The organism is Streptomyces sp. LX-29 (genome assembly GCF_029541745.1).
Taxonomy (GTDB): Bacteria; Actinomycetota; Actinomycetes; order Streptomycetales; family Streptomycetaceae; genus Streptomyces.
The window spans coordinates 5,946,092-5,971,831 of the sequence record NZ_CP089746.1; the positions used below are offsets into that span (position 1 = coordinate 5,946,092).

General features: G+C 73.5%; 21 protein-coding genes and 1 pseudogene. 7 read left to right on the top strand and 15 right to left on the bottom strand.

Annotation, left to right across the window (positions count from 1 at the left end):
* Window positions 1–121: 121 nt before the first annotated feature.
* From sucB to LRS74_RS25070, 4 genes are all read right to left on the bottom strand, one after another.
* Window positions 122–1,876 carry a 2-oxoglutarate dehydrogenase, E2 component, dihydrolipoamide succinyltransferase gene (gene sucB, locus LRS74_RS25055; protein ID WP_277743120.1) on the bottom strand — a complete coding sequence of 585 codons (1,755 nt, stop codon included), beginning with the start codon at window positions 1,874–1,876 and terminating at the stop codon, window positions 122–124.
* Between the two features lie 50 nt (window positions 1,877–1,926).
* The gene (gene lpdA / locus LRS74_RS25060) at window positions 1,927–3,315 is read right to left on the bottom strand and encodes a dihydrolipoyl dehydrogenase (protein ID WP_277743121.1); all 1,389 of its coding nucleotides are present in this window, start codon (window positions 3,313–3,315) and stop codon (window positions 1,927–1,929) included.
* 337 nt (window positions 3,316–3,652) lie between these two features.
* A complete protein-coding gene (locus LRS74_RS25065; RefSeq protein ID WP_277743122.1) occupies window positions 3,653–5,188 on the bottom strand; it encodes a leucyl aminopeptidase in 1,536 nt (511 codons plus the stop codon).
* Window positions 5,189–5,610: 422 nt separating this feature from the next.
* Window positions 5,611–6,447, bottom strand: coding sequence for an adenosylcobinamide-GDP ribazoletransferase (locus LRS74_RS25070; protein ID WP_277743123.1), 837 nt, complete (start codon window positions 6,445–6,447; stop codon window positions 5,611–5,613).
* A gap of 58 nt (window positions 6,448–6,505) precedes the next feature.
* Here LRS74_RS25070 and LRS74_RS25075 point away from each other — a divergent pair, with 58 nt between their 5' ends.
* Window positions 6,506–7,237, top strand: a complete 732-nt coding sequence (locus LRS74_RS25075) for a hypothetical protein (RefSeq protein WP_277743124.1) — start codon at window positions 6,506–6,508, stop codon at window positions 7,235–7,237.
* Window positions 7,238–7,513: 276 nt separating this feature from the next.
* Here LRS74_RS25075 and LRS74_RS25080 read toward each other — a convergent pair.
* The 4 genes and pseudogenes from LRS74_RS25080 to LRS74_RS25095 form a co-directional block, all read right to left on the bottom strand.
* Window positions 7,514–8,164 (bottom strand): annotated as a pseudogene (locus tag LRS74_RS25080) (hypothetical protein); the annotation flags it as partial.
* The gene (locus LRS74_RS25085) at window positions 8,161–9,984 is read right to left on the bottom strand and encodes a phosphatidylglycerol lysyltransferase domain-containing protein (protein ID WP_277743125.1); all 1,824 of its coding nucleotides are present in this window, start codon (window positions 9,982–9,984) and stop codon (window positions 8,161–8,163) included. The pseudogene LRS74_RS25080 and the gene LRS74_RS25085, both read right to left, overlap by 4 nt.
* A gap of 257 nt (window positions 9,985–10,241) precedes the next feature.
* Window positions 10,242–11,279 carry a nicotinate-nucleotide--dimethylbenzimidazole phosphoribosyltransferase gene (gene cobT / locus LRS74_RS25090; RefSeq protein ID WP_277744922.1) on the bottom strand — a complete coding sequence of 346 codons (1,038 nt, stop codon included), beginning with the start codon at window positions 11,277–11,279 and terminating at the stop codon, window positions 10,242–10,244.
* A 385-nt stretch (window positions 11,280–11,664) separates the two neighbouring features.
* Window positions 11,665–12,864, bottom strand: coding sequence for a bifunctional adenosylcobinamide kinase/adenosylcobinamide-phosphate guanylyltransferase (locus LRS74_RS25095; protein ID WP_277743126.1), 1,200 nt, complete (start codon window positions 12,862–12,864; stop codon window positions 11,665–11,667).
* 149 nt (window positions 12,865–13,013) lie between these two features.
* On the opposite strand from LRS74_RS25095, the gene LRS74_RS25100 reads away from it, so the two are divergent.
* Entirely contained in the window at window positions 13,014–13,220 is a 207-nt protein-coding gene (locus LRS74_RS25100; protein WP_144384831.1) for a hypothetical protein, read from the top strand.
* 15 nt (window positions 13,221–13,235) lie between these two features.
* On the opposite strand, the gene LRS74_RS25105 is transcribed toward LRS74_RS25100, so the two are convergent.
* From LRS74_RS25105 to LRS74_RS25120, 4 genes are all read right to left on the bottom strand, one after another.
* Entirely contained in the window at window positions 13,236–14,315 is a 1,080-nt protein-coding gene (locus LRS74_RS25105; protein ID WP_277743127.1) for a trypsin-like peptidase domain-containing protein, read from the bottom strand.
* A gap of 68 nt (window positions 14,316–14,383) precedes the next feature.
* Window positions 14,384–16,141 carry an ABC transporter ATP-binding protein gene (locus LRS74_RS25110; RefSeq protein WP_277744923.1) on the bottom strand — a complete coding sequence of 586 codons (1,758 nt, stop codon included), beginning with the start codon at window positions 16,139–16,141 and terminating at the stop codon, window positions 14,384–14,386.
* A 231-nt stretch (window positions 16,142–16,372) separates the two neighbouring features.
* Window positions 16,373–17,086 carry a methyltransferase domain-containing protein gene (locus LRS74_RS25115; protein WP_277744924.1) on the bottom strand — a complete coding sequence of 238 codons (714 nt, stop codon included), beginning with the start codon at window positions 17,084–17,086 and terminating at the stop codon, window positions 16,373–16,375.
* 86 nt (window positions 17,087–17,172) lie between these two features.
* The gene (locus LRS74_RS25120; protein WP_277743128.1) at window positions 17,173–17,766 is read right to left on the bottom strand and encodes a DUF3043 domain-containing protein; all 594 of its coding nucleotides are present in this window, start codon (window positions 17,764–17,766) and stop codon (window positions 17,173–17,175) included.
* Between the two features lie 238 nt (window positions 17,767–18,004).
* Between LRS74_RS25120 and LRS74_RS25125 the strand changes: the two genes are divergently transcribed.
* The 4 genes from LRS74_RS25125 to LRS74_RS25140 all read left to right on the top strand — a co-directional run bounded on the left by LRS74_RS25125 (window position 18,005) and on the right by LRS74_RS25140 (window position 21,562).
* A complete protein-coding gene (locus LRS74_RS25125; protein WP_277743129.1) occupies window positions 18,005–18,796 on the top strand; it encodes a PspA/IM30 family protein in 792 nt (263 codons plus the stop codon).
* Window positions 18,797–18,878: 82 nt separating this feature from the next.
* Window positions 18,879–19,157: a hypothetical protein gene (locus LRS74_RS25130; protein WP_277743130.1), complete on the top strand. Its 279-nt coding sequence runs from the start codon at window positions 18,879–18,881 to the stop codon at window positions 19,155–19,157.
* Between the two features lie 486 nt (window positions 19,158–19,643).
* Window positions 19,644–20,885, top strand: coding sequence for a sensor histidine kinase (locus tag LRS74_RS25135; RefSeq protein ID WP_277743131.1), 1,242 nt, complete (start codon window positions 19,644–19,646; stop codon window positions 20,883–20,885).
* A complete protein-coding gene (locus LRS74_RS25140; RefSeq protein WP_277743132.1) occupies window positions 20,882–21,562 on the top strand; it encodes a response regulator transcription factor in 681 nt (226 codons plus the stop codon). Before LRS74_RS25135 ends, LRS74_RS25140 begins: the two co-directional genes overlap by 4 nt.
* A 134-nt stretch (window positions 21,563–21,696) precedes the next feature.
* Here LRS74_RS25140 and nadA read toward each other — a convergent pair whose 3' ends face one another.
* Complete coding sequence (gene nadA, locus LRS74_RS25145; RefSeq protein WP_277743133.1) at window positions 21,697–22,875, bottom strand: quinolinate synthase NadA; 1,179 nt, start codon at window positions 22,873–22,875, stop codon at window positions 21,697–21,699.
* 270 nt (window positions 22,876–23,145) lie between these two features.
* Here nadA and LRS74_RS25150 point away from each other — a divergent pair, with 270 nt between their 5' ends.
* A complete protein-coding gene (locus tag LRS74_RS25150; RefSeq protein ID WP_277743134.1) occupies window positions 23,146–23,499 on the top strand; it encodes an iron-sulfur cluster assembly accessory protein in 354 nt (117 codons plus the stop codon).
* 159 nt (window positions 23,500–23,658) lie between these two features.
* On the opposite strand, the gene LRS74_RS25155 is transcribed toward LRS74_RS25150, so the two are convergent.
* Window positions 23,659–25,296, bottom strand: a complete 1,638-nt coding sequence (locus LRS74_RS25155; RefSeq protein WP_277743135.1) for a hypothetical protein — start codon at window positions 25,294–25,296, stop codon at window positions 23,659–23,661.
* A gap of 138 nt (window positions 25,297–25,434) precedes the next feature.
* Window positions 25,435–25,650 (bottom strand): hypothetical protein, encoded by a 216-nt coding sequence (locus LRS74_RS25160; RefSeq protein WP_277743136.1) that lies wholly within the window; start codon window positions 25,648–25,650, stop codon window positions 25,435–25,437.
* Window positions 25,651–25,740 lie beyond the last annotated feature (90 nt).

The window sequence follows — 25,740 nt, forward strand, 5'->3', positions numbered from 1 at the left end:
AAGGCTCCTTCGAGGAACAGGCGATGCCTAGACAATACGGCGGTGCCCCGCCCGGAGAGTTCCGGACGGGGCACCGCCGTGCTGTGGAGTGGCTTACAGGCGCGGGGCCCGCAGCCGCGCCTTACAGGCCGAGCTCGACCTCGAACTCGCCCGCCTCCAGGATCGCCTTGACCGCCGTCAGGTAGCGAGCGGCGTCGGCGCCGTCCACCAGACGGTGGTCGTAGGAGAGGGACAGGTAGGTCATGTCGCGGACCGCGATGACCGTGCCCTCCTCGGTCTCGACGACCACCGGGCGCTTGACGGTGGCGCCGATGCCCAGGATCGCGACCTGGTTCGGCGGCACGATGACCGTGTCGAACAGCGCACCGCGCGAGCCGGTGTTGCTGATCGTGAAGGTCGCGCCGGAGAGCTCGTCCGGGGTGATCTTGCTGGCCCGGACCTTGCCCGCCAGGTCGGCGGTCGCCTTGGCGATGCCGGCCAGGTTGAGGTTGCCCGCGCCCTTGATGACCGGCGTCATCAGACCCTTCTCGGAGTCCACGGCGATGCCGATGTTCTCCGAGTCGAAGTACGTGATGGTGCCCTCGTCCTCGTTGATCCGGGCGTTGATGACCGGGTGGGCCTTCAGCGCCTGGGCCGCCGCCTTGACGAAGAACGGCATCGGGGACAGCTTGACGCCCTCGCGGGCCAGGAAGGACTCCTTGGCCTTGCCGCGCAGCTTCATGACCTTGGTGATGTCCACCTCGACCACGCTGGTCAGCTGGGCCTGGCCGTGCAGGGCCTTCATCATGTTGTCGCCGATGACCTTGCGCATCCGGGTCATCTTGACGGTCTGGCCGCGCAGCGGCGACACCTCGGCCGCGGCGGCCTTCGGCGCTGCGGCGGCCGGGGCGGCGGCCGGAGCCGGAGCCTGCGCGGCGGCCTTGGCGGCCTCCGCGGCGGCGATGACGTCCTGCTTGCGGATGCGACCGCCGACGCCGCTGCCCTGGACGGAGCCCAGGTCCACGCCGCTCTCGGCGGCGAGCTTGCGCACCAGCGGGGTGACGTACGCGCCCTCGCCACCGGCGGCCGGGGCCGGGGTGACCGGGGCCGGCGCGGCCGGCGCCGGAGCGGCGGCCTGCGGGGCCGGGGCGGCCGGAGCCGGAGCCGGCGCGGGGGCGGCCGGAGCCGGGGCCGGGGCCTCGGCGACCGGGGCCGGAGCCGGGGTCGGCTCGGGCTGCGCGGCCGGGGCCGGGGCGGCCGGAGCAGGCGCGGCGGCCGGAGCGGCACCCGCGGCGCCGATCACGGCGAGCTTGGCGCCGACCTCGGCGGTCTCGTCCTCGCCGACCACGATCTCCAGCAGCACACCGGCGACCGGGGCGGGGATCTCGGTGTCGACCTTGTCGGTGGAGACCTCGAGCAGCGGCTCGTCGGCCTCGACGGACTCGCCGACCTCCTTGAGCCAGCGGGTCACGGTGCCCTCGGTGACGCTCTCGCCGAGCGCCGGCAGCACCACGTCGGTGCCGGCGGCACCGACGGCGGCGGGGGCCGGGGCCTCGGCGGCCGGGGCCGGGGTGGGCTCGGGCTGCGCGGCCGGGGCCTCGACGACCGTGGCAGCGGCCTCGGCGGCGGCCGGGGCCGGGGCCTCGGCGGGGGCGCCGCTGCCGTCGTCGATCAGGGCCAGCTCGGCGCCGACCTCGACCGTCTCGTCCTCGGCCACCTTGATGGAGGTGAGGATGCCCGACGCGGGCGCCGGGATCTCGGTGTCGACCTTGTCGGTCGAGACCTCAAGCAGCGGCTCGTCGGCCTCGACACGTTCGCCCTCGGCCTTCAGCCAGCGGGTGACGGTGCCCTCGGTGACGCTCTCGCCGAGCGCCGGCAGGGTTACGGAAACCGCCATGGTTTCGGTTGCTCCTAACGATCTGTGCGGATGGTTCGCGCCCGGACTGATTAGTCGTGGGAGTGCAGCGGCTTGCCGGCCAGGGCCAGGTGCGCCTCGCCGAGCGCCTCGTTCTGCGTCGGGTGCGCGTGGATGAGCTGCGCGACCTCGGCGGGCAGCGCCTCCCAGTTGTAGATCAGCTGCGCCTCGCCGACCTGCTCGCCCATACGGTCGCCGACCATGTGGACGCCGACGACGGCGCCGTCGCGGACCTGCACGAGCTTGATCTCGCCCGCGGTCTTGAGGATCTTGCTCTTGCCGTTGCCGGCCAGGTTGTACTTGAGGGCGACGACCTTGTCGGCGCCGTACAGCTCCTTGGCCTTGGCCTCGGTGATGCCGACCGAGGCGACCTCGGGGTGGCAGTAGGTGACGCGCGGCACGCCGTCGTAGTCGATCGGCACGGTCTTCAGACCGGCCAGCCGCTCCGCCACCAGGATGCCCTCGGCGAAGCCCACGTGCGCGAGCTGGAGGGTCGGGACGAGGTCACCGACGGCCGAGATGGTCGGCACGTTGGTGCGCATGTACTCGTCGACCAGGACGTAGCCGCGGTCCATGGCGACCCCGGCCTCCTCGTAGCCCAGGCCCTGGGAGACCGGGCCGCGGCCGATGGCGACGAGCAGCACCTCGGCCTCGAAGGTCTTGCCGTCGGCCAGCGTCACCTGGACGCCGTCGGCGGTGTACTCGGCCTTCTCGAAGAAGGTGCCCAGGTTGAACTTGATGCCGCGCTTGCGGAAGGCGCGCTCAAGAAGCTTCGAGCTGTTCTCGTCCTCGACCGGGACCAGGTGCTTCAGGCCCTCGACGACGGTGACGTCGGTGCCGAAGGACTTCCACGCGGAGGCGAACTCGACGCCGATGACGCCGCCGCCCAGGATGATCGCGGACTTCGGGACCCGGTCCAGCGTCAGCGCGTGGTCGGAGGAGATGATGCGGTTGCCGTCGATCTCCAGGCCCGGCAGCGACTTCGGCACGGAGCCGGTCGCCAGCAGGATGTGGCGGCCCTGGATGCGCTGGCCGTTCACGTCGACGGAGGTGGGGGAGGACAGCCGGCCCTCACCCTCGATGTAGGTCACCTTGCGGGAGGCGACCAGGCCCTGCAGGCCCTTGTAGAGGCCCGCGATCACGTCGTCCTTGTACTTGTGGACGGCGTTGATGTCGATGCCCTCGAAGGTGGCCTTGACACCGAACTGCTCGGCCTCGCGCGCCTGGTCGGCGACCTCGCCGGCGTGCAGCAGGGCCTTCGTGGGGATGCAGCCGTTGTGCAGGCAGGTGCCGCCGAGCTTGTTCTTCTCGATCAGTGCGACGTCCAGGCCCAGCTGAGCACCTCGCAGCGCGGCGGCGTAACCACCGCTTCCGCCACCGAGGATCACTAGGTCGAAAACGGTGCTGGCGTCGTTCGCCACGTCACGTCCTCCATGCATGGGTGCGCCGGGGCCGGTCGTCGGTGACCGGGCGGCGGCTGTGGTTCGGCCGCTGATTGCTTCGGCCCTGTGGGGGCCCTGTCCTGCCGGGACAACATCTTCGCACTTGTTGGCGGGCGGCGGGACGCGGGGCCCGTGGTGTGAGACATCCGTCGCGGGGCGCGCGGGGGTTACTCATGCGTATTACCGAGGTGGGGGTAACGACGGATTTCGTTGAGGGCGAAATCAGTCGTGGCTGCGGTAACGCGGTGGTGACCCCGGACATTCCAACGGGGTCGACGCGGTCCCGGGGGCGTGGTCCCGGGACCGCGTCGGGCCGTCAGCCCAGGTCGCCCGCGGCGGTGCGCTCGGCCAGCCGGACCAGGGTGCGCACGGCCGAGCCGGTGCCGCCCTTGGGGGTGTAGCCGAAGGGACCGGACTCGTTGAAGGCCGGGCCCGCGATGTCCAGGTGGGCCCAGGTGATCCCCTCGCCGATGAACTCCTTCAGGAACAGACCGGCCACCAGGCCGCCGCCCATCCGCTCGCCCATGTTGGCGATGTCCGCCACCGGCGAGTCCATGCCCTTGCGCAGCTCGGCGGGGAGCGGCATCGGCCAGGCCTGCTCGCCGACCTCCTCGGCGATCTCGTGGATCGCGGCGCGGAAGGCGTCGTCGTTGGCCATGATCCCGAAGGTGCGGTTGCCCAGCGCGAGCACCATCGCGCCGGTCAGGGTGGCGACGTCCACGATCGCGTCCGGCCGCTCCTCCGAGGCGCGGGTGAGCGCGTCGGCGAGCACCAGCCGGCCCTCGGCGTCGGTGTTCAGCACCTCCACGGTCTTGCCGCTGTACATGGTGAGGACGTCGCCCGGACGGGTGGCGGAGCCGGACGGCATGTTCTCGGCGAGCGCCAGCCAGCCGGTCACATTGACCTCGAGGCCCAGTCGGGCGGCGGCGACGACGGCGGAGAACACGGCGGCCGCGCCGCTCATGTCGCACTTCATCGTCTCGTTGTGGCCGGCCGGCTTGAGGGAGATGCCGCCCGAGTCGTAGGTGATGCCCTTGCCGACCAGGGCGAGCGTCTTGGCCGCCTTGGGGTGGGTGTAGGCGATCTTCACCAGGCGCGGCGGGGCCTCCGAGCCCTGGCCGACGCCGAGGATGCCTCCGTAGCCGCCCTTCTTCAGCGCCTTCTCGTCGAGCACCTCGACCTTCAGGCCGTGCTCCTTGGCGGCGGCCTGGGCCTCGGCGGCGAACGCCTTCGGGTCCAGCACGTTGGGGGCGGTGTTGATCAGGTCACGAGCCCGGTTGACCTCGGCGGCCAGCGTGGTGGCGCGCTCGGCGGCGGCCTTGAACGCCTTGTCGCGCGGCTTGGCGCCGAGCAGGGCGACCTCGGCGAGCGGGGCGCCGTTGGCCTTCTTCCTGTCGTCCCCGTTGCTGCGGTGCGTGGTGAACGCGTACGCGCCCAGCAGCGCGCCCTCGGCGACGGCGGCGGCGTCCTCCGCGTCCGCCAGCGGCAGCGCGAACGCGCCCTTCTTGGCGCCGGTCAGCGCGCGAGCGGCGGCGCCGGCCGCGCGGCGCAGCGTCTCGGCGTCGTACCGCCCGTCGGCGCCGTCCTCCCGGGTCGGGGCGTCGCCGAGACCGACCGCGACCACGACCGGGGCCTTGAAGCCGGCCGGGGCCGGCAGCTTGGTCACCTCGCCCTCGGCGCCGCTCGCGCCGAGGGTCTCCAGAACGCCGGCCAGCTTGCCGTCGAACGCGGAGTCCACGGCCTCGGCGCCGGGGGCGACGACGGGGCCCTTGGCTCCCTTCGCCACGCCGATGACGACGGCGTCTGCGCGCAGGGTCGCCGCGGAGGAGGTGCTGAGAGTGAGTGCAGTCACGGTGGTGGGGTCCCTCTTCCCTTGGTTCCTCGGCCGATGGGTGAGTCAGCCGCGCGGTTCCGCTTCCGCGGTGGCGTGGCTTTATGGGCCGTTGTGAGCCTAACCCCTTACCGGGTCGGTGGCGGTGGGCGGCCGTGCGTTGGCCACAACGCGAAGGGCGGTTGTCCGTACGGGAAAGACGCCGGATGCGGCGGACCCGTCCCCTCCGGTTCGCGCCGCCGCGGCGCGCGCCGTCACCGCGGCGCCAAGTGCCGCGTGGGGTAGGGATGTTCGAGCCGGGAGAGCGGGTGAACGCCGCGGGCGGGCGACGGCGGCCGGGAGCGCCGGGCGGGAAGGTCGGCCGGGGCGGCCGGCGAGTGGCCCGCGGCGGGGTGGTGGCCGGGCGGGCGCCCGGAGGGACCGTCAGCTGCGGTCGGCTGCGGTCAGCTGCCGAAGGTGAGGACGACGAGGGCCGTGGTCGCGGCGGCCTCGGCGAGCGCCCCGAAGACGTCGCCGGTGACGCCGCCGAAGCGACGGCGGCAGTGGCGGAGCAGGAGTTCGGCGGCGGCGAGCGCGGCGAGCGCGGCGAACGCGAACCGGACGGCCGCGTACGGGCCGAACAGGGCGCCGCAGCCGGCGCAGCCGACGACGACCAGCGTGACGGCGACCGCGGCGGACCGGACGGGGACGGCACCGGCGACGGCGGCGCCCAGACCCTCGGGGCGCGCGGCGGGCACCCCGGACCGGGCGGCCAGCGTGAGTGCGCAGCGGGCGGCGGTGCCCGCGACGGCGGCCGCGGCGGCGCCGAGCGCCCAGTGGTCCGCGTACAGCTCGTACCCCGCCGCGACCTGCGCGAGCAGCACGAGCAGCAGGGTGATGACGCCGAACGGGCCGATGTCCGACTGCTTCATGATGCGCAGCGCGTCCTCCGCCGGCTTGCCGCTGCCCAGTCCGTCCGCGGTGTCCGCGAGCCCGTCCAGGTGCAGCCCGCGGGTGAGCGCGGCGGGCACGGCGACCGTGGCCACCGCCGCGAGCAGCGGGCCGGAGCCGCACAGCATCAGCACGCCGCCGAGCGCGGCCGCGAAGAGCCCCACGACCAACCCGGTCAGCGGAGCGCACAGCATGCCCGCGTGCGCCGCGCCCCGGTCCCAGCGCGCGACCCGCACCGGAAGCACGGTCAGCGTGCCGAAGGCGAAGCGCGCCCCGTCGACCCAGGGCGCGCGCGGCACGCGCGGCGGCTCGGGCGGGCGTGCGGGCGACTGCTGCGGCGTGGTGTCCATCGCGCGGCAGGCTATCGCGCAGGCTGGGAGGCCGAAGGGCGGTCCTGGGAGTCGCGACGTGGGCAACTGGTGGTACCGGAACATCGTCGAGCCCGGCAAGCTGCCGCTGTTCCTCGCGCTGACCGCGTTCATCGTCTCCTTCGTGGTCATCCGGGTGATCACGCGGATGATCAAGGCCGGCAAGGGGCCCTTCCGCAACGTCACCCCGGGCGGGCTGCACATCCACCACGTCGTGCCCGGCGTCCTGCTCACCGTCGGCGGCGGCTTCGGCGCCGTCGCCAGCGGGGACCACGGCCTGGGCGCCTACCTCTCGGCGGTGATCTTCGGGGCGGGCGCGGGGCTGGTCCTGGACGAGTTCGCGCTGATCCTGCATCTGCACGACGTCTACTGGACCGAACAGGGCCGCAAGAGCGTGGAGGTCGTGGTGGTCACCGCGGCCATGGTCCTGCTGCTGCTCAGCGGGTTCCTGCCGTTCGGCGTCAACGACCTGTCCGACACCGAGCAGCAGGACCGCCTCGCCGTGGCGCTCAACGTGGCCCTCAACTTCCTCGTCGCGCTGCTCGCCCTCACCAAGGGCAAGCTGCGCATGGCGGTGATCGGCGTGCTGGTCCCCCCGGTCGCCCTGTTCGGCGCCGTCCGCCTGGCTCGCCCCGAATCCCCCTGGGCCCGCCGCTTCTACCGCCACCGCCCCCGCGCCCGCGCCACGGCGCGGGTCCGCGCCGACCGCCACGACGCCCGCTGGACCGCGGTGCGACGCAAGCTGGGCGACTGGGTGGGCGGCTTCAGCTGACGGGACCCGGGGGCGAGCGCAGGGCGCGCGCGGCCGCAGCCGGCCGTGCGGTGACGGGCGCTGCCCGGGGTACGGGGCGCCGTCACCGCGGACGCTCAGCGCCGGGACGCCCGCTGGGCGACCGGGCGGCGGCGGGCCCCCGAGCGGGCGGGTGGGCGGTGCGGGCCGGGACCGCGTCGTCGGCGTCCGCGCGGGTGCTCGCGCTGCCGTAGCCGGACGCGGGCCGCGCGGGCGCGGCCGCCGGCGCCGGCGGGTCCCGACCCGCCGGCGCCACGCCTCGCCCACGGCGCACACCACCAGCACCGCGGCGACGGCGGCCACGTGCTCCTTGCCCGCCAGGTTGGGCTTGAGCAGCGCCTCGACCACCATGGCACCCGCCACCACCGCGCAGGTGAACCGGGCGCGGTAGCGCCAGCAGACGTAGACCACCAGCCCCACGACCGCCGCCGAGGGCCCGGTGTCCTGCGCGTCCCGGGCGGGCAGCCCCAGGAGGCCGTCGGGCCCCACGGCGACGCCCAGCAAGGCGTACATCGTGCCCGCCAGCGTCGCGCCGTAGGCGATGAGCAGCGTGCGCGGCGGGCCCAGGCACAGCTCGGCCACACCGAAGACGATCAGCAGTTGGGCGAGCGCGCCCCACACCGGCAGGTCGAGCGCGGGCACGAACAGCGACAGCGGGGTGTGCGGCAGCGCCAGCCACCACGGTTGGGACGCCTCGACGACCCCGAGGCGCTGGATCGGCCCGTACCCCCAGGACTGGTTCTGCACCAGCTGGCACAGCCCGGTCAGGGCGACCGCGGTCAGCGCGAGCGGCACCGCGGCGAACCGCCTGCGCCACAGCGCGCTCCGTACGGCCGCGACCAGCGGGCCCCACTCGGCCCGCGCGGCGCGGCCGAGTGCCGCGACCGCGCGGTGCGCGGTGGGGTTCACGGCCTCGACCGAGTGGTCTGGGACGACTCCTGCCGGGGGTCGGCCGAGTCGGCGGCGCGCTCCAGGTGCTTGCGGTTGAGCCACTTCGGGAGTCCGGGCGCCTCCAGGAAGCCCTCCGCGCGGGCGGCGGCGATGGCGATGCGCGGCAGGTCGGTGCTCTTCTCGAAGAGCAGGTAGCGCGGTTCCCAGATGGGGCGGTACTTGGCGTTGGCGCGGTACAGCGACTCGATCTGCCACCAGCGGGAGAAGAAGCTCAGCAGGGAGCGCCACAGCCGCAGCACCGGGCCGGCGCCCAGCCGGGAGCCGCGCTCGAAGACGGAGCGGAACATCGCGAAGTTGAGCGAGATCTGGTCGACGCCCACCTCGCGCGAGCGCTGGATCAGCTCCAGCACCATGAACTCCATCAGACCGTTGTCGGAGTCGCGGTCACGCCGCATCAGGTCCAGCGACAGGCCCTTGGCGCCCCAGGGCGCGAAGCTCAGCAGCGCGCGCGGCCGTCCCTCGGCGTCCGCGCAGGTGAGCATCGCGCAGCGGCCGTCGCGCGGGTCGCCGAGACGGCCCAGCGCCATGGAGAAGCCGCGCTCGGTCTCGCCGTCCCGCCAGTCGTCCGCCAGCCGCAGCAGCTCGGCCATCTCCTCCTCGGGGATGTCCTCGTGGCGGCGGATGCGGACCGTGTAGCCGGCCCGCTTGACCCGGTTGTACGCCTGGCGGACGGTGCGCATCGCGCGGCCCTCCAGGGTGAACTCGTCGGTGTCGACGATCGCCTCGTCGCCCAGCTCCAGCGCGTCCATCCCGTGCCGGGCGTAGACCATGCCGGCCTCCTCGCCCGCGCCCATCACGGCCGGGATCCAGCCGTGCTCACGGGCCTCGGCCAACCAGGGATCGATGGCGCCCGGCCACGCCTCCGGGTCGCCGATGGGATCGCCGGAGGCGAGCGAGACGCCGCCGCCCACGCGGTAGGTGATGGCGGACTTGCCCGAGGGGGACCACAGCACGGACTTGTCGTGGCGCAGCGCGAAGTAGCCGAGCGAGTCGCGGTCGCCCCAGCGCTCCAGCAGCTCGCGCAGCCGGGCCTCGTCCTCCCCGGTGATCGGGTCGACGGCGCGGCGGGCCCGGAAGGCCGCGTACAGCACCAGCACCATCAGCGCCGTGCTCATCACGTTGATGGTGACGTTGACCCAGCCGGGCGTGGTGATGCCCTCGAAGCGGGTGTCGTCCGCGGCCAGCGAGACCATCCGCAGCACGCCGTAGTGCCAGCGCTCCAGGAAGGTGGAGCGCTCGTCGTCCGGGGCGGTGTTGGTGACCGTCACCAGGCCGGCCGCCAGCAGCGAGCCGACCAGCAGCCCGCCGGCTGCCACCGCCGCCGCCAGCCTCGGGTTCGAGCGGTCACCCTTGGCGTAGAACTCCCGCCGGCCCGCCAGCAGCGCGACCACGAACAGCGCGGTGAGGAGCAGGGAGATCCAGTTCTGGATGTGCCGCCGGTACTCCGACCACCCCATCGCCAGCACGATCACCGCCAGCAGCAGCGTCGCCAGCACCAGGTTGAGGATCCACGCGGCGCGCTTGCGGCGGCGCATGGTGACGGCCAGGAAGAGGGAGAGCGCTCCGGAGAAGAAGCCAGCGGTCAGCAGGTACGGCGTGAAGTACTCGTCCATGTTGTGGCGGCGGATGTCGTTGCCGAACGACACCCACACCGCCCCGAGCAGGTTGATGAACGTGACGACACGCAGGTACCAGACGGCGAACGCGGCACCGCGCCGCGGCCAGGTGTGGCCCTCATCCTTCGAACTCACGGGTGGGCTCAAGCGGACGTCTCCCATGAAAAGCGATCTTATGGCGAGGGAGCGTTTGCCAGTAAATCGGGCAAATTGCCGCGCGGTGCGCGCGCCACGGCCCGGAGCGCGGCGGGCTCGTGACCGCGCGGATCGCCGCACGGGGGCGGCGGGCGGCACGGGGGCGGCGGGCCGCACCGTCCGCGGTGCCGACCCGCCGCGCCGCGACCAGAAAGTCCGCCGGAACCGGCCTACCCGCTAGGTGCGCTACCCGCTGGGCGCGTCCGCCGGAACCGGCCTACCCCCTAGGCGCGCTCGGGCAGCTCCGCCGACAGGGCCGCGGCCGCCTGCACCATCGGCAGGGCCAGCAGCGCCCCCGCCCCCTCGCCCACGGTGACGCCGTGGTCGAGCAGGGGGTTGAGCGCGATCCGGTCCAGCGCCTTCGCCTGGGCCGGCTCACCACTCGTCTGTCCGGCCAGCCACCAGTCCGGGGCCCGGAACGCGACCCGCTGCGCCACCAGGGCGGCGGCCGCCGAGACGACCCCGTCCAGGATCACCGGGGTGCGGCGCACCGCGCTCTGCAGCAGGAAGCCGGTGATCGCGGCGAGGTCCGCGCCGCCGCAGGTCGCCAGCAGCTCCAGCTGGTCTCCCAGGACCGGCCGCGCCCGCCGCAGCGCGTCCCGGATCGCCGCGCACTTGCGCATCCAGGCCAGGTCGTCGATGCGCCCGCCACCGCGGCCGGTCACCACCGAGGCGTCGGTGCCGCACAGCGCCGCGATGAGGACACCGGCCGCGGTGGTGCCGCCCACGCTCAGGTCGCCCAGCACCAGCAGGTCCGTGCCGGCGTCGGCCTCCTCGTCGGCGATCGCCATGCCGGTGCGGAACGCCTGCTCGGCCTCCTCCGCCGTCAGCGCGTCCTCGACGTCGATCCGGCCCGAGCCGCGCCGCACCCGGTGCCGGGTGACCTCCTCGGGGAGCTCGGCCGGGTCGCAGTCCAGCGCCATGTCGACGACGCGGACGGGGGTGCCGAAGCGCCGGGCCAGGATGGCGACGGGGCTCTCGCCGTCCAGCACGGCGCGCACCAGGCGGTGCGCGGAGCCCGCCGGACGGGCCGACACGCCCAGCTCCGCCACCCCGTGGTCGCCCGCGAAGAGCACCACCCGCGGCTGCTCGATGGGCCGGGCGGGCACACCGCCCTGGGCGGCGCTCAGCCACTCGCCGAGTTCGTCCAGCCGCCCCAGTGATCCGGAGGGCACGACGAGCCGCTCCCGGCGTTCCTCGGCGTCACGCCGGATGGTGCCGTCGGGGCGCTCGATCAGGTCGACGAAGTCATCGAGATTCAGGCCGCTGTTCACGTGAGGCACCCTATCGGGCGACATCCACGACGGGCAGGGCACGGGACGCCGGCCGACCGGGCCGCCGACCGGCGGGGACGTGGACCGGGCTGGGATGTCGACAGGCCGAGAAGTCGACCGACGGGGCGTCGACCGACGGGGCATCGATCGGCGGGGCTCCACCGACGAGGCTCCACCGACGGGAGCGAGAGCCCGGCCGGCGCCGGCCGGGCCGGCAGCCGACCGGGGCGTCGACCGGCCGGGCCGGCAGTGGGCTCGACGCGGAGCGGCCGGGTGTCGGAGCGGCTGGGATGTCGACCGACGGGGCGCCGACGGGCCGGGCGGCCGACAGCCCGGGACGTCGACCGGCCGGTCGACGTCCCACGGCCGCAGGTCAGCCGCGCAGGCGGAGCGCCTGGCCGGCCACGACCAGAAGGACCTCCTCGCACTCCGCCGCGAACGCCGCGTTCAGTCGCCCCAGCTCGTCCCGGAAGCGGCGCCCCGCTGCCGTGGCGGGCACCACGCCCGACCCCACCTCGTTGCTGACGGCCACGACGGAGCGGCGGGTGTTCCGCACCGCGGCCACGAGCTCCGCCACCCGCTCCCGCAGCGCCCGTTCGCCGCCGTTGGCCCAGGCCTCGTCGGACCAGGCGTCGACCCCGTCCATCGCGTCGGTCAGCCACAGCGCCAGGCAGTCGACGAGCAGCGGCGGCCCGTCGGCGGCGAGCAGCGGCACCAGGTCGCAGCTCTCGACGGTGCGCCAGCTGACGGGGCGGCGCTCCCGGTGCAGGGCGACGCGGGCGGCCCACTCCGTGTCGCCGTCGCGGGTGCCCCCGGTGGCGACGTAGACCACGTCGGGGAAGGCGTCCAGGCGCCGCTCGGCCTCCACGGACTTGCCGGAGCGGGCCCCGCCCAGCACCAGCGTGCGGCGCGGCAGGTCGGGCACGGCGTGGTAGTCGCCGACGACCAGCGTCTGGCCGTCGGGCACCGCGCGGGCGCCGGCCGCGGCCAGTCGGCGGTGCAGCTCGGGGCCAGGCGGCACATCGTGGTCCAGGTGCACGGCGACCACGTCGGTGGTGGGCCCGACGGCACCGGCCGCGCGCAGCCGGGCCAGCGCGTCGGGCCGGCCCAGGACGTCCAGCAGCACCAGGGCGTACGGCTCGGGCCGCTCGGGCAGCCCGGACGCCGCCGCGCCGGGCGGCAGGTACAGCAGCCGGTCGCCGTCGAGCCCGGTCACCTCGTAGCCGGTGCCGGGCGCGTCCACCGCGAGCGCGCGTATCCGATGCCCGCTGATGAGGACCAGCTCCCGGCCGTCCGGCACCCGGCCGGGCACCGGGAGCCCCGCCGGGTACTCCAGCGCCGGGCCGCCGTGCGGGTGCGACAGCAGCACCTGCCGGACGCCGGCGAGGGAGAGCCCGGCCCGCGCGGCGGCGAAGGCCGGGCCGGGGGTGAGATCGAGCAGGAGCGCGCCGTCGACGAGGACGGCGGTCGCGGCGCGCGCCTCGTCGCCGATGGCGGTGGCGCAGGCCGCGCAGGGGCAGCCGTGGCGCGGCAGCCCGTCGGGGGCCCCGGTGCCCAGGAGAGTCAGTTCCACGCCCCGATCGTCTCGCGTCGTGCCACGTCAGGCGCGCGGGGCCACCCCGTACGGAGTCGTGCGACGTCCCGTCCCGAATCCGGTGGCGCGCCACTACGCTGCGGGGCAGGAGTGTGACGAGAGCAGGACGGGACGAGGAGGCGGCGTAGATGGCGTGGACGTGGCGGTTCGAGAAGGCCGACGGGACCCGTACGGAGCCGGCCGTGGAGCCGGAGGAGTTCAGCACGCAGGGGGACGCCGAGTCGTGGATCGGCCAGGTGTGGAAGGAACTGCTGGAGGGCGGGGTCGAGCAGGTGTGGCTCTTCGAGGACGGCACCGAGATCTACGGCCCGATGAGCCTGCACGCGGAGCAGTAGCCGGGCGCGCGTCGCTCACAGCTCGCCGAGGGTGACCCGCGCCGTGTTCGGGGCGCCGTTCCGCTCGTAGGTCACCGTGGTCCGGTCGTCGGGTCGGTGCGCGGCCAGCGCCTCGATCAGGGACAGCATGGTGGTGATCCGGGTGTCGCCGACGGCGGTGACGATGTCCCCCGACTTCAGGCCGGCCCGCGCGGCGGCCCCGTCGTCGGCGACGGAGACCACGGCCACCCCGGCCGGCCGGTAGCCGTCGCCGAGCACGGTGCGCCCGGTGATGCCGAGCGCCGCCTTGCCCGAGGAGGTGACCTCGCCGTCCTCGATGATCTGGTCGGCGATGTCGGTCACGGTGGAGGAGGGGATGGCGAACCCGATGCCGGCCGCCGCGTCGCCGAGCTCCGGGTCGGTGGCGGCGAGCGTGGGGATGCCGACCACCTCGTTGGCGAGGCTGACCAGCGCGCCGCCGCTGTTGCCGGGGTTGATGGGCGCGGAGGTCTGGATCAGGTTGCTGATGGTGGCGCCGGTGCCGCCGTCCTCCCGGGGCTCGCTGACGGTGCGTCCCACCGCCGAGACGATGCCCTGGGTGACGCTGCTGGACAGGCCCAGCGGGCTGCCCATCGCCAGCACGATGTGCCCCACCTCGATCTTCGACGAGTCGCCGAAGACGGCGGGCTTCAGCCCGCCCGGCACCTCGTCGAGCTTGATCACCGCGAGGTCCTGCGCCGGATAGCTGGAGACCAGCGACGCCTTGTGGGGCTTCTTGTCGGTGGCCAGGGTGACCTCGAAGTCCTCGGCCTCGCCGACCACATGGGCGTTGGTGACGATGTGCCCCCGGGCGTCGTAGACCACCCCGGAGCCGAGGCTGTCACCGGCGGTGATCTGTACGACGGACGGCAGCACGGCCGCCACCGCGTCCGCGTACCCCTTGCGCGGGTCGTCGGGCGGGGCCGTGGCGCGCGCCGACACCTTCGGTGCCGGCGCCGGCACCCGCGAACGCCCCGCCGTCTCCGTGCCGCCCGCGCTACAGGCCACCAGGAGCGCCGCGCAGCACAGCGACAGCGTGGCGGGCGGCGGCAGCCTGCGGCTCGCGGGAGTCTTCATGCCTCGCAGTCTTCCCGCCGCGGGCGGGACCGGCCACGGCTGACGTCCGTACGGGTCCCCGCCGCGTCTCAGCCGGTCGCCGTGGCCAGGAACTGGGTGGCCGCCAGCTCCCCGTAGAGCGGGTCCGCCGCGACCAGCTCGGCGTGGGTGCCCACGGCCCGCACCCGCCCCGCCTCCATGACGACGATGCGGTCGGCGAGCAGCACCGTGGAGAGCCGGTGGGCGACGACGAGCACGGTGGTGTGCCGGGCGGCCTCGGCGACCGTGTCCCGCAGCGCGAGCTCGTTGACGGCGTCGAGCTGCGAGGTCGCCTCGTCCAGGAGCAGCAGCCGGGGGCGCCGCAGCAGGGCGCGGGCGATGGCCACCCGCTGGCGTTCGCCGCCGGAGAGCCGGCTGCCGCGGTGGCCGACCCGGGTGTCCAGCCCCTCGGGCAGCCGATCCACCAGGGTGTCGAGGCGGGTGCGGACCAGCACCTCGCGGATGTCCTCGTCGGTGGCGTCGGGGGCGGCGAAGACCAGGTTCTCGCGCAGCGTCCCGGCCAGTACGGGGGCGTCCTGCTCGACGTAGCCGATCGCCGCCCGCAGCTCGGCCAGCGGCCAGTCGCGCACATCCCGCCCGTCCAGCGACACCCGGCCGCCGGTCGCGTCGTAGAACCGCTCGATGAGGCCGAAGACGGTGCTCTTGCCCGCCCCCGAGGGGCCGACGAAGGCGGTCATGCCGCCGCTGGGCACGGTGAAGCTCACGCCCTGATGCACCGGCGGCAGCTCCTCGCGGTAGCGGAAGGTGACGTCGTCGAACGCGACCGCGGCGGGCCCGTCCCCGACCGCCGGCTCCCCGGCCGTCGCCGGGTCCTTCCGCCCACCCTCCGAAGCGGCCTCCCGCGGCTCCGCCTCCGGCTCGGTCTCCAGACGCTCCGCCTCCGTGATGCGCGCGATCGCCGCCGCCCCCTCCTGGTACTGGGTGGCGGAGGAGACCAGTTGGGACACCGGCTCGATCAGATAGAAGAGGAGCAGCAGGAAGGCGATCAGGGTGGAGACCTCGATCGCCTCGGAGGCCACCCGGGCGCCGCCGATGCCGAGCACCGCGAGAAAGGAGACCTGGACCGAGAGCCCGACCGAGGAGGAGGCCAGGGACTGCCACTTGGCGGCCTGCACGCCGTACCGCCACGCCTTCCGCGTCGCGTTCCACACCGTCTCGGTCTCGCGCCGCTCCGCGCCCGACGCCTTGATGGTGCGGAACGCCCCGAAGGCCCGCTCCAGAACGGTGGAGATCTCGCCCACCGCCTCCTGCGACCGCTGGGTGGCGCGCGAGATCTTCGGCATCACCAGCGCCGTGGCGCCGCCGATCAGCACCATCACGCCGATCGTGACGCCCAGCAGCACCGGGTCCAGCACCCCCATCATCACGATGGTGGCGACCACGGTCAGCGCTCCGGTGACCCCTGCGACCATCGCCTGCGTGGTGACCGCCCGCAGCAGCGTGGTGTCCGAGGTGACCCGGGACATCAGATCGCCGGGCGGGATCCGGTCGGCCTCCGAGACCCGCAGCCGCAACAGCCGTCCGGTCAGCCGGCGCCGGGCGGCGAACACCACCGACTCGGCGGCGCGCTCCAGGACGTACTGGGCCACCGCCTCGATCGCCGTGCCGAGCAGCACCAGCGCGGTGAGGACCAGCAGGATGCCCGCGATGGGCTCGTCGTCGCCCAGCCGGTCCACCAGCGTCTTGGTGGCGATCGGCTGGGACAGCGCGCACGCCGAGCCGACGAGGGAGAGCAGCGCGCCGAGCGCGATGACCGGGCGGTGCGGGCGTATGTGCTCGTACAGCACCCGCCAGGTCTCGCGAGCGGAGAGTCTCGTACCCGGCGCGTCGTCGTCGGCGCCGGGGGGCGGGTTCGGGGGAAGGGAATCGGAGCTCACGCCGAACAGGACGCCGAACCGGGGGCGTCGACCTGAGCCCCAGCATGAAGAGGATCACCGAGCCGGGGCCCGGGGTGCGGGGGACGGAGGTGCCCCCCGATCCAGACCTTCCCCCGGAGGGACGTACGGAGAGAGCCCCCGTCAGCCGCCGCGCACGCCGCACAGGTGCAGCAGCGCCGCCACCGCGCGATACGGGTCGGTGCGCCCGGCCCGGTCCTCGGCGGCCAGCAGCCGCTCGAACTCCGCCGGCTCCGGCTCCGGCGCGCCGTCGGGCGCCAGGTCGGTGAAGACCCGCACGCCGTACCAGGCGTCCAGCGGCGCCCCGACCCCGGTGAGGGTGGTGGTCAGCTCGGCGAGCCGGTCGGCGCGCACCCGCAGTCCGATCCGGTTGGTGTAGGTGGCGGAGTCGAAGGCGGCCAGCGCCGTCTCCCAGTCCCCGGACAGCCCCGGCCGCATGGCCAGCGCGTCGGCGTTCCGCACCAGCAGCGACAGCAGGCCGCCGGGCGCCAGCACCCGGGCCAGCCCGGCCAGCATGGCCCCCGGCTCCGGCACGTACATCAGCACGCCGTGGCAGAGCACCAGGTCGAAGGCGCCGGGCGCGAAGTGCGCACCGGTGTCCCGGCCGTCGCCCTCGATCAGTCGCATCCGCTCCTGGATGCCCGCCGGCTCACCGGCCAGCGTCGACCGTACGGTCTCCAGCATCCGCGGATCGGACTCCAGCCCGGTGACCTCGTGGCCCGCGCGGGCCAGGCGAAGCGCCTGGGTGCCCTGGCCGAGGCCCACGTCCAGCACGCGCAGTCGCCGCCCCACCGGATAGCGGGCGGCGATCTGCTCGTCGAGCTGGCGGGCGACCATCTCCTGGCGCACCGTGTTCCGCAGGCCGGGCAGGCCGTTCAGCCAACCCTGCACACCTGGGGCGAAGTCCGACGGCGGCTGCTCGCTCAGGGTCGTTCCCCGCGCTTGACCTGCGGTTTGGGCAGCCGCAGGCGACGCATCTGGAGCGTACGCATCAGGGCGTACGGCACCGCGCCGCGCAGGTTCTCACCCGGGAAGCGTTGCTTGAGCTGGCGCTTCAGATGGAAGGCGATGACGAAGGAGTTGACCACGATCATCAGGATGACCAGCATCCACAGCAGCAGCACATAGCTCTGCATCGCGCCCGCGCGGATCATGCTCAGCACGAGGATGACCACCGCGAGCGGCAGGAAGAACTCGGCGATCACGAAGCGCGAGTCCACGAAGTCGCGCGCGAACTTGCGGATCGGGCCGCGGTCGCGCGGCGGCAGGTACCGCTCGTCGCCGCCGGCCAGCGCCTCGCGCTGCTTGACCAGGTCGGCCCGGCGGGCCTCGCGCGCTCGCTTCGCCGCCTCCTTGCGGGTGACCGGCGTCTTCGCCAGGCTGCGGCGCTGCGACTGGGCGTCGCTGCGCTTGGGGGTCGGGCGGCCCTTGGGCGCCTGCGGGTCACGGGGCTGCTGCGGCTGGTCCGCGGTCATCTTGGGCGCGGCCTGCTCATCCTTGGAACGGCTTCGGAACACAACACCCAAGGGTACGGGGTTCCGGGTGTGGACCCCAGCCTCTGCGGGAACGATCCGGCAACGGCGCACCACCCCGGTCGCCACCTACTCCCTGCGCCGGAGGCGCCCGGCGCCCGATCGTTCTGCAGGAGGAGCCCGAGGGGGCGCGAACAGTGCGGTAATGGAAGGAGGGCCCGTACGCTGGGTCTGTCAGGTGTGCCGGAGTCTCAAGTCCGTCAGAAGGGGGCGCGCGAGGCCCATGAGCGGTGTCATGAAGCGTATGGGGATGATCTTCCGCGCGAAGGCCAACAAAGCCCTGGACCGGGCCGAGGATCCGCGCGAGACCCTTGACTACTCGTACCAGAAGCAGCTGGAACTGCTGCAGAAGGTCCGCCGTGGTGTCGCCGACGTGGCGACCTCCCGCAAGCGCCTGGAGCTCCAGCTCAACCAACTGCGCAGCAAGTCCACCCAGCTCGAGGACCAGGGCCGCAAGGCGCTGGCGCTCGGCCGGGAGGACCTGGCGCGCGAGGCGCTCTCCCGCCGCGCCGCCCTCCAGCAGCAGGTCAGCGACCTGGAGGTGCAGCACCAGACGCTCCAGGGCGAGGAGGAGAAGCTGACCCTCGCCTCCCAGCGCCTCCAGGCCAAGGTCGACGCCTTCCGCACCAAGAAGGAGACCATCAAGGCCACCTACACCGCCGCCCAGGCGCAGACCCGCATCGGCGAGGCGTTCTCCGGCATCTCCGAGGAGATGGGCGACGTCGGCCTCGCCATCCAGCGCGCCGAGGACAAGACCGCCCAGATGCAGGCCCGGGCCGGCGCGCTCGACGAGCTGATGGCCTCCGGCGCCCTCGACGACCCGACCGGCATGGCCAAGGACGACATCACCGCCGAGCTGGAGCGGATCTCCGGCGGCGCCGACGTGGAGCTGGAGCTGCAGCGGATGAAGGCCGAACTGGCGGGCGGCGGCGGCACACAGCAGGCTATTGAGGGCGGCGCGCAGGGCCAGAACCAGCAGCAGTCGCAGGGACAGCACCGCTTCGACAAGCAGTGACGGGGCCGGCCGGCGGGAGACCCACCGGCGGCGGACGGAACCGGCCCCTCGCCACCGCGCGAGATCTCTCAAGGAGGCCGTCGTGATCGTGAGGATCATGGGGGAGGGGCAGGTGCGGCTGGACGACAGCCACCTGAGTGGGCTGAACGTGCTCGACGACGAGCTTCTCGCAGAGCTGGAGAACGGCGACGAGTCCGGCTTCCGGCGCACCTTCGACGCCCTTCTGGAGGCCGTGCGCACCCTGGGCGAGCCGCTCCCCGATGACTCCCTGGAATCCTCCGAGCTCATTCTGCCGGCACCCGACGCCACCCTCGACGAGGTCAAGTCGATGCTCCGCGACGACGGCCTCATCCCGGGCTGAAACGGCGACTCCCGACCCGCTTCCCTCGCTCCGTGACACCTGACTCCGTCCCACCGGCGAGTGAACCGAAGCGCGCGCCGCTGCCGAAAAGCAGAGCGCGCGGAGGCCGCGTCTCAGCACGACGGCCCTTCTGCCTCGCGGCCTCGTACGCACCCCCGCCCCGTACGGGCCGGCGAGTGAGCCGAAGGGCGCGCGGCTGCCGAGAGGGAGAGCGCGCGGAGGCCGCGTGGACCGAGCGGCCCGGCACGACGGCCCCTCTGCCTCGCGGCCTCGTACGCACCCCCGCCCCGTACGGGCCGGCGAGTGAGCCGAAGGGCGCGCGGCTGCCGAGAGGGAGAGCGCGCGGAGGCCGCGAGGAACGAGCGGTCGAGCACGGTCGACCGTCGGCAGTCGCTCACAGCGCCCGGAGGTGAACCGAGCCCTCAAACATAGGGGCGAACCGAGCCCTCAAACAAAAGGCGTGCCGAGCCCTCAGAATAGGTTGCCGTGACTCCCCTCGCCGTAGGACCGGGGCTGGCCCGGCCGCGCCGCTGGCTGTGCGAACACCCGCTGGCGCTGGACACCATGCTGGCCCTGGGTGTCTTCGTGCTGATCCTGATCGGTTCGGTGACCAACCCGCACTCTCCGAACACCCCCCTCGGGCCGCTCTTCGTGCTGCTCACCGGCTTGGCCTCGGCCTCCCTGGTGCTGCGCGGCCGGTTGCCGCGCAGCGTGCTGGCGTTCACCTGTGCCATGACGCTCACGGAGATCATCAGCAGTGGGGGCGAGCACGGGCCGCCGCGGCTGGCCATAGCGTTCAGCGTGGTCGTGGCGCTGTACACCGTCGCCTCCCGCACCGACCGCCCCACCACCTGGCGGATCGGCGTCCTCACCGTGGTCGTCATCACGGGCGCCGGCATCGTCTTCGGTGTCCGCCCCTGGTACGCGCAGGAGAACCTCGGGATCTTCGGCTGGACCGGCATGGCCGCCGCCGTCGGGGACGCGGTGCGCAGCCGTCGCGCCTTCGTGGCCGCCATCGAGGAGCGCGCGGTGCGCGCCGAGCAGAGCCGCGAACAGGAGGCCCGTCGTCGGGTCGCGGAGGAGCGGCTTCGCATCGCCCGCGAGCTGCACGACGTGGTCGCCCATCACATCGCGTTGGTCAACGTGCAGGCGGGAGTCGCCTCCCATGTCATGGACAGCCGCCCGGACCAGGCCAAGGAGGCGCTGGCGCATGTGCGGGAGGCGAGCCGGTCGGCGCTGGACGAGCTGCGGGCCACGGTGGGCCTGCTGCGCCAGCACGGCGACCCGGCGGCGCCGACCGAGCCGGCTCCCGGCCTGGGGGTGTTGGACCAGCTTGTCGACGGTTTCGTGCGGGCGGGGCTGCCGGTCGACGTCGCGATGGTCCCGGCGGACGGCCCCGGCGCGCTGCCCAAGAGCGTGGATCTGACCGCCTACCGCGTGGTGCAGGAGGCGCTCACCAATGTGCACAAGCACGCCGGTGCGGAGGCGCGGGCCGAGGTGCGGATCGTGCGTGAGCGGGGGGCGCTGGAGGTGACGGTCGTCGACGACGGGCCCGGTCATCCGGCCGAGGACGGCGACGAGAGCGGCGGGGGGCATGGGCTGCTCGGCATGCGGGAGCGGGTCGCGGCGCTGCGCGGCGACTGCGAAGCGGGACCCCGGCCGGAGGGGGGCTTCCGGGTAAGGGCCAGACTTCCCCTACAGACCCGTACGGGAGGGGACGACAGATGACGATCCGGGTGGTGCTCGCCGACGACCAGGCGCTGTTGCGGAGCGCGTTCCGCATACTGGTCGACTCCGAACCCGACATGGAGGTCGTGGGCGAGGCGTCGGACGGCGCGGAGGCGGTGGCCCTCGCCCGCGCGGAGGTCGCCGACGTGGTGCTGATGGACATCCGGATGCCCGGGCTCGACGGCCTCGCCGCCACCCGGATGATCACCGAGGACCCCCAGCTGTCCGGGGTGCGGGTGATCATGCTGACGACCTTCGAGGTCGACGAGTACGTCGTGGAGTCGCTGCGCGCCGGGGCCAGCGGGTTCCTCGGCAAGGGCGCCGAGCCGGAGGAACTGCTCGCCGCGATCCGGGTCGTCGTGGGCGGGGAGGCGCTGCTGTCGCCCGCCGCGACCAAGGGCCTGATCGCCCGCTTCCTCGCCCAGGGCGGCGGCGCCGACGAGCCCGGCGAGTACGACGCGGCCCGGCTCGACGCCCTCACCGGCCGTGAACGCGAGGTCCTGGTGCAGGTCGCCGGCGGGCTCTCCAACGACGAGATCGCCGAGCGTCTCCAGGTCAGCCCGCTCACCGTGAAGACCCATGTCAACCGGGCCATGGCCAAGCTCGGCGCCCGTGACCGCGCCCAGCTGGTCGTGATCTCGTACGAGACCGGCCTGGTCCACCCCCGCAACGGCTGAGCGCGCCCGCCCCGCCGGGCGGAGGCCGGCGTCATAAGGGCCCGTACGCACCGGAGCCCGGGCCCGTCCCCCCGAGGGGGACGGCGGGCCCGGGCTCGATGTTCGTGGTGTTCCCGCCGGCGGCGGGGCCATGCCTACGGCAGGGCGAGCATCCGCTCCAGGGCGAGCTTGGCGAAGCTCTCCGTCTCGCGGTCGACCTCGATCCGGTTGACCACCTTGCCCGCGGCGAGCGACTCCAGCGCCCAGACCAGGTGCGGCAGGTCGATGCGGTTCATGGTGGAGCAGAAGCAGACCGTGCGGTCGAGGAAGACGATCTCCTTGCCCTGGTCGGCGAATCGGTTCGCCAGCCGGCGCACGAGGTTGAGCTCGGTGCCGATCGCCCACTTGGAGCCGGCGGGGGCCGCCTCCAGGGTCTTGATGATGTACTCCGTGGAGCCGACGTAGTCCGCCGCCGCGACGACCTCGTGCTTGCACTCGGGGTGCACCAGCACGTTGACGCCGGGGATGCGCTCGCGGACCTCGTTCACGGAGTCCAGGGAGAAGCGGCCGTGCACCGAGCAGTGCCCGCGCCACAGGATCATCTTGGCGTCGCGCAGCTGCTCGGCGGTGAGCCCGCCGTTGGGCTTGTGCGGGTTGTAGACCACGCAGTCGTCGAGGGACATGCCCATGTCGCGGACCGCGGTGTTGCGCCCCAGGTGCTGGTCGGGCAGGAACAGCACCTTCTCGCCCTGCTCGAAGGCCCAGTCCAGGGCCCGCTTGGCGTTGGAGGAGGTGCAGATGGTGCCGCCGTGCTTGCCGGTGAACGCCTTGATGTCGGCCGAGGAGTTCATGTACGAGACGGGGACGGTGACCTCCGCCACGCCCGCCTCGGTGAGCACGTCCCAGCACTCGGCGACCTGCTCGGCCGTGGCCATGTCGGCCATGGAGCAGCCGGCGGCCAGGTCGGGGAGGATCACCTGCTGGCGGTCGCTGGTGAGGATGTCGGCCGACTCGGCCATGAAGTGCACACCGCAGAAGACGATGTACTCGGCATCCGGTCGGGCGGCCGCATCGCGGGCGAGCTTGAAGGAGTCGCCGGTGACGTCGGCGAACTCGATCACCTCGTCGCGCTGGTAGTGGTGGCCGAGGACGAAGACCTTCTCGCCGAGCTCGGCCTTGGCCGCGCGGGCCCGCTCCACCAGGTCCGGGTCGGAGGCCGCCGGCAGGTCGCCGGGGCACTCCACGCCGCGCTCGCTGCGGGGGTCGGCCTCGCGGCCCAGGAGGAGCAGGGCGAGCGGCGTCGGCTGCACATCCAGGGATTGGGCGGTGGTCACGACACGCACCCTTCTTTCTTCGTCTGCTGGGAGGGCCCTGGGTTGGCTTTCCAGGGTTGTCGTCAAAATGACGCTATCTATCATAACTGCTTCGTGTCACTTTGACGATGGCCATCGCGTCGATGTGACGCATTCCTGCGGCGCATTCCTGGTCGCCCGGCGATGTGCGAGCATGAATGGCGAGAGAAATTCGCCGTTCCCGGAATGAATCCGGGGTGCCGCCGGTTGGAGCCGACGGCAAGCAGTCCGTACAACCCGGGAGAGAAGCAGATGACCGTTCAGGACGAGACCACCAATGCCGAGGGCATCATCCTGACCGACGCCGCCGCGTCGAAGGTCAAGGGCCTGCTGGAGCAGGAAGGCCGTGACGACCTCGCGCTGCGCGTCGCCGTCCAGCCTGGCGGCTGCTCCGGCCTGCGCTACCAGCTCTTCTTCGACGAGCGTTCGCTCGACGGCGACGTGGTCAAGGACTTCGGCGGTGTGAAGGTCGTCACCGACCGGATGAGCGCCCCGTACCTGGGCGGTGCCTCCATCGACTTCGTGGACACCATCGAGAAGCAGGGCTTCACGATCGACAACCCGAACGCCACGGGCTCCTGCGCCTGCGGCGACTCCTTCAGCTAGGCCCGGCGTACCCGCGCACCGGCGAACAGGCCGCGTCGCGGAGCCATGCGACAGCGGCGATGGCGGTGGTCCCAGTCGGGACCACCGCCATCGCCGTGTTCGGCGCCGCGTGGCGCCGTAACGAGCGCCACGCGCCGTGACGAGCGCCACGCGCCGCGGCTAGTCGCGCGGAACCGCCTTGCCGTTCGAGGCGTCGACCACCTTGCGGTCACCCAGCGCCTTGTCGAGCTCCACCGTCACCTCGGCCTCCTCCGCGAGCGTGATGCAGGGACGGCCCGGGTGCGTCGGCTTGCCGACGATCTCCACCTTCACCTGCCCGGACGCCTCGTCCGCGGACGCCGAGTAGCGGGTGCAGACCCCGCCCCAGAAGCGCAGGGTGAGCTTCTTGCCGTCGACGTCGTAGGCGTTGACGTGCGGTGACACGTCCGCCCCCGGCTCACGGGACGGGGAGTGCCCCGGCGCCCCCGGCTCCGAGCCGCGGGGGTCGCGCGCCTCGTCGGTGCCGCCGCGGGGCGAGGTGAGGAACGCGGGCTCGACGGCCGGGTAGCCGTAGACCGTGGACCGCTTCTGGCCGTGGGCGCCCGGGGACTCCACGGTGAACAGCCACGAGGGCACCAGAGCCGGCCGCCCGGCCACGGACTGCGCCGACAGCCCCACCGTCGCCTTGTCGACGCGCGCCGTCTCCGGCTTGCCGCCCGGCGCGGGCTCGCAGGGCGCGACGCCGTCCTGGCCGCCCTCCCCGCCCTTGTCGTCGTCCGGGGTGCTCTTGTCGGCCTTGTCGCCCTTTCCGGCCGCGCCGTCCTTGTCTGCGGGCACGGCGGTCGCGCAGTCGCCGATCTCGCCCGGGACATGGCCTCCCCAGCGGGCCTTGTTGAGCTGCTCCAGCGCCTCCGAGGCGTCCACCAGCGGGTAGTCGTCACCCTTGTCCAGCGGCGCCAGCAGCCCGCGGGCGGCCGCCAACTGGCCGTCCGCGGCCACCTCCAGGCTGGTCCGCCAGTTGTGGGTGGGCAGTCCACCCAGCACCGGGTCGGCGTTCACCACCCTGAGGGCGCCGTGGACCTCGCCCGCGTCGATCCGGGCGTCGTCCAGCTCCAGCGCCTCCAGCACCGGCTCGGCCGCCTTCCTGGCCCGCTCCTCGGACACCGGCTCGTCCTCGCCGCCGGCGTCCCCGGAGTCGGTCTTCTTGTCACCGCCGCGGAAGGAGGGACAGCTGGTCTCGCCGAGGCAGGAGGAGTCGCCGGGCGAGCCGTAGCGGGAGTACGACCAGGCGCCCGCCCCCTTCTGGCTCACCTCGAGCTCCGGGCCCGAGGCGTCCGGGGTGCCCCCGACCCGCCACACCCCGTGATCGGAGCGCGGGGTGCCCGGCACGTCCAGCGCCTTCGCCAGCCGCGCCACCTCCTCCTTGGTGACCTTGCCCGAGGGCAGGTAGACCGGCGCGGTCTCGGGCCCTCGGGGAAGCTCGCCCCGGGCCCGGTAGACCACGCCGTACGGGTTGGGCTCGCCGACCGCGATGCCCGGCTTCGCCTGCTCGCCCCCGTTCGGGGGCCGCTCCCCGGGGGCGAACCCGTCGAGCGGCAGCGGCTTGGGGGAGTCCCCCCGGGACGCCTCCCGGCCGCCGGAATCGTCGTCGCCGCCCGCGGTCGACGCCCAGTACGCCCCGCCGCCCCCGGCGAGCAGCACCGCCGCCGCCACCGAGGCGATGACCAGCGGCGAGCGCCGGCGCGGCTTCGAGGTGGCGCCGTCGGGGGAATCGGGGGTCTCCGGGGTCTCCGGGGTGTCCTCGGTGCTGGTGCTCACCGTTCCGCTCCTTCGCACTCCGCTGAATGTGTACGGCTCTGTCCCCCGCACGGGGGACGCCGGTGGGACGGTGCGAAGGAGCGTGCGGTTCCCGCGGTGTCTCGACGGGCCTCGGGTGTCCCGGCGTGAGACGGGTGGTCAGTCGCCGTATTCGGACATACCGTCCAGCAGATGCGCGGACTTCGAGGGCACCGTCACCCCGCGGATCCGGGAGAGGGCGACGGGCGGCGCCGGGGACCGCCTCACCGCGTTCCGCCAGTGCGGAGCCATCCGCGCACAGTCGCCTCGCAGCTGGTCCAACGACTCCGGCTCGGCGGTGATCGAGGGCGGGGCGGGGGTGGCTCGCTTGGGCATCTCGACTCCCGGTCTGGGGGACCCACACCGACGTGGGCCCTTGAGTGGCACCGTATGCACGGTATCCCCGGGGGAAAAGATCTACTATCA

Bases quoted from the DNA above. Each gene is read 5' to 3' on its own strand.
- sucB (WP_277743120.1), bottom strand. From the start codon at position 1,876: ATGGCGGTTTCCGTAACCCTGCCGGCGCTCGGCGAGAGCGTCACCGAG.
- LRS74_RS25070 (WP_277743123.1), bottom strand. From the start codon at position 6,447: ATGGACACCACGCCGCAGCAGTCGCCCGCACGCCCGCCCGAGCCGCCG.
- LRS74_RS25085 (WP_277743125.1), bottom strand. From the start codon at position 9,984: ATGGGAGACGTCCGCTTGAGCCCACCCGTGAGTTCGAAGGATGAGGGC.
- LRS74_RS25100 (WP_144384831.1), top strand. From the start codon at position 13,014: ATGGCGTGGACGTGGCGGTTCGAGAAGGCCGACGGGACCCGTACGGAG.
- LRS74_RS25105 (WP_277743127.1), bottom strand. From the start codon at position 14,315: ATGAAGACTCCCGCGAGCCGCAGGCTGCCGCCGCCCGCCACGCTGTCG.
- LRS74_RS25115 (WP_277744924.1), bottom strand. From the start codon at position 17,086: ATGGTCGCCCGCCAGCTCGACGAGCAGATCGCCGCCCGCTATCCGGTG.
- LRS74_RS25125 (WP_277743129.1), top strand. From the start codon at position 18,005: ATGAGCGGTGTCATGAAGCGTATGGGGATGATCTTCCGCGCGAAGGCC.
- LRS74_RS25140 (WP_277743132.1), top strand. From the start codon at position 20,882: ATGACGATCCGGGTGGTGCTCGCCGACGACCAGGCGCTGTTGCGGAGC.
- LRS74_RS25150 (WP_277743134.1), top strand. From the start codon at position 23,146: ATGACCGTTCAGGACGAGACCACCAATGCCGAGGGCATCATCCTGACC.
- LRS74_RS25160 (WP_277743136.1), bottom strand. From the start codon at position 25,650: ATGCCCAAGCGAGCCACCCCCGCCCCGCCCTCGATCACCGCCGAGCCG.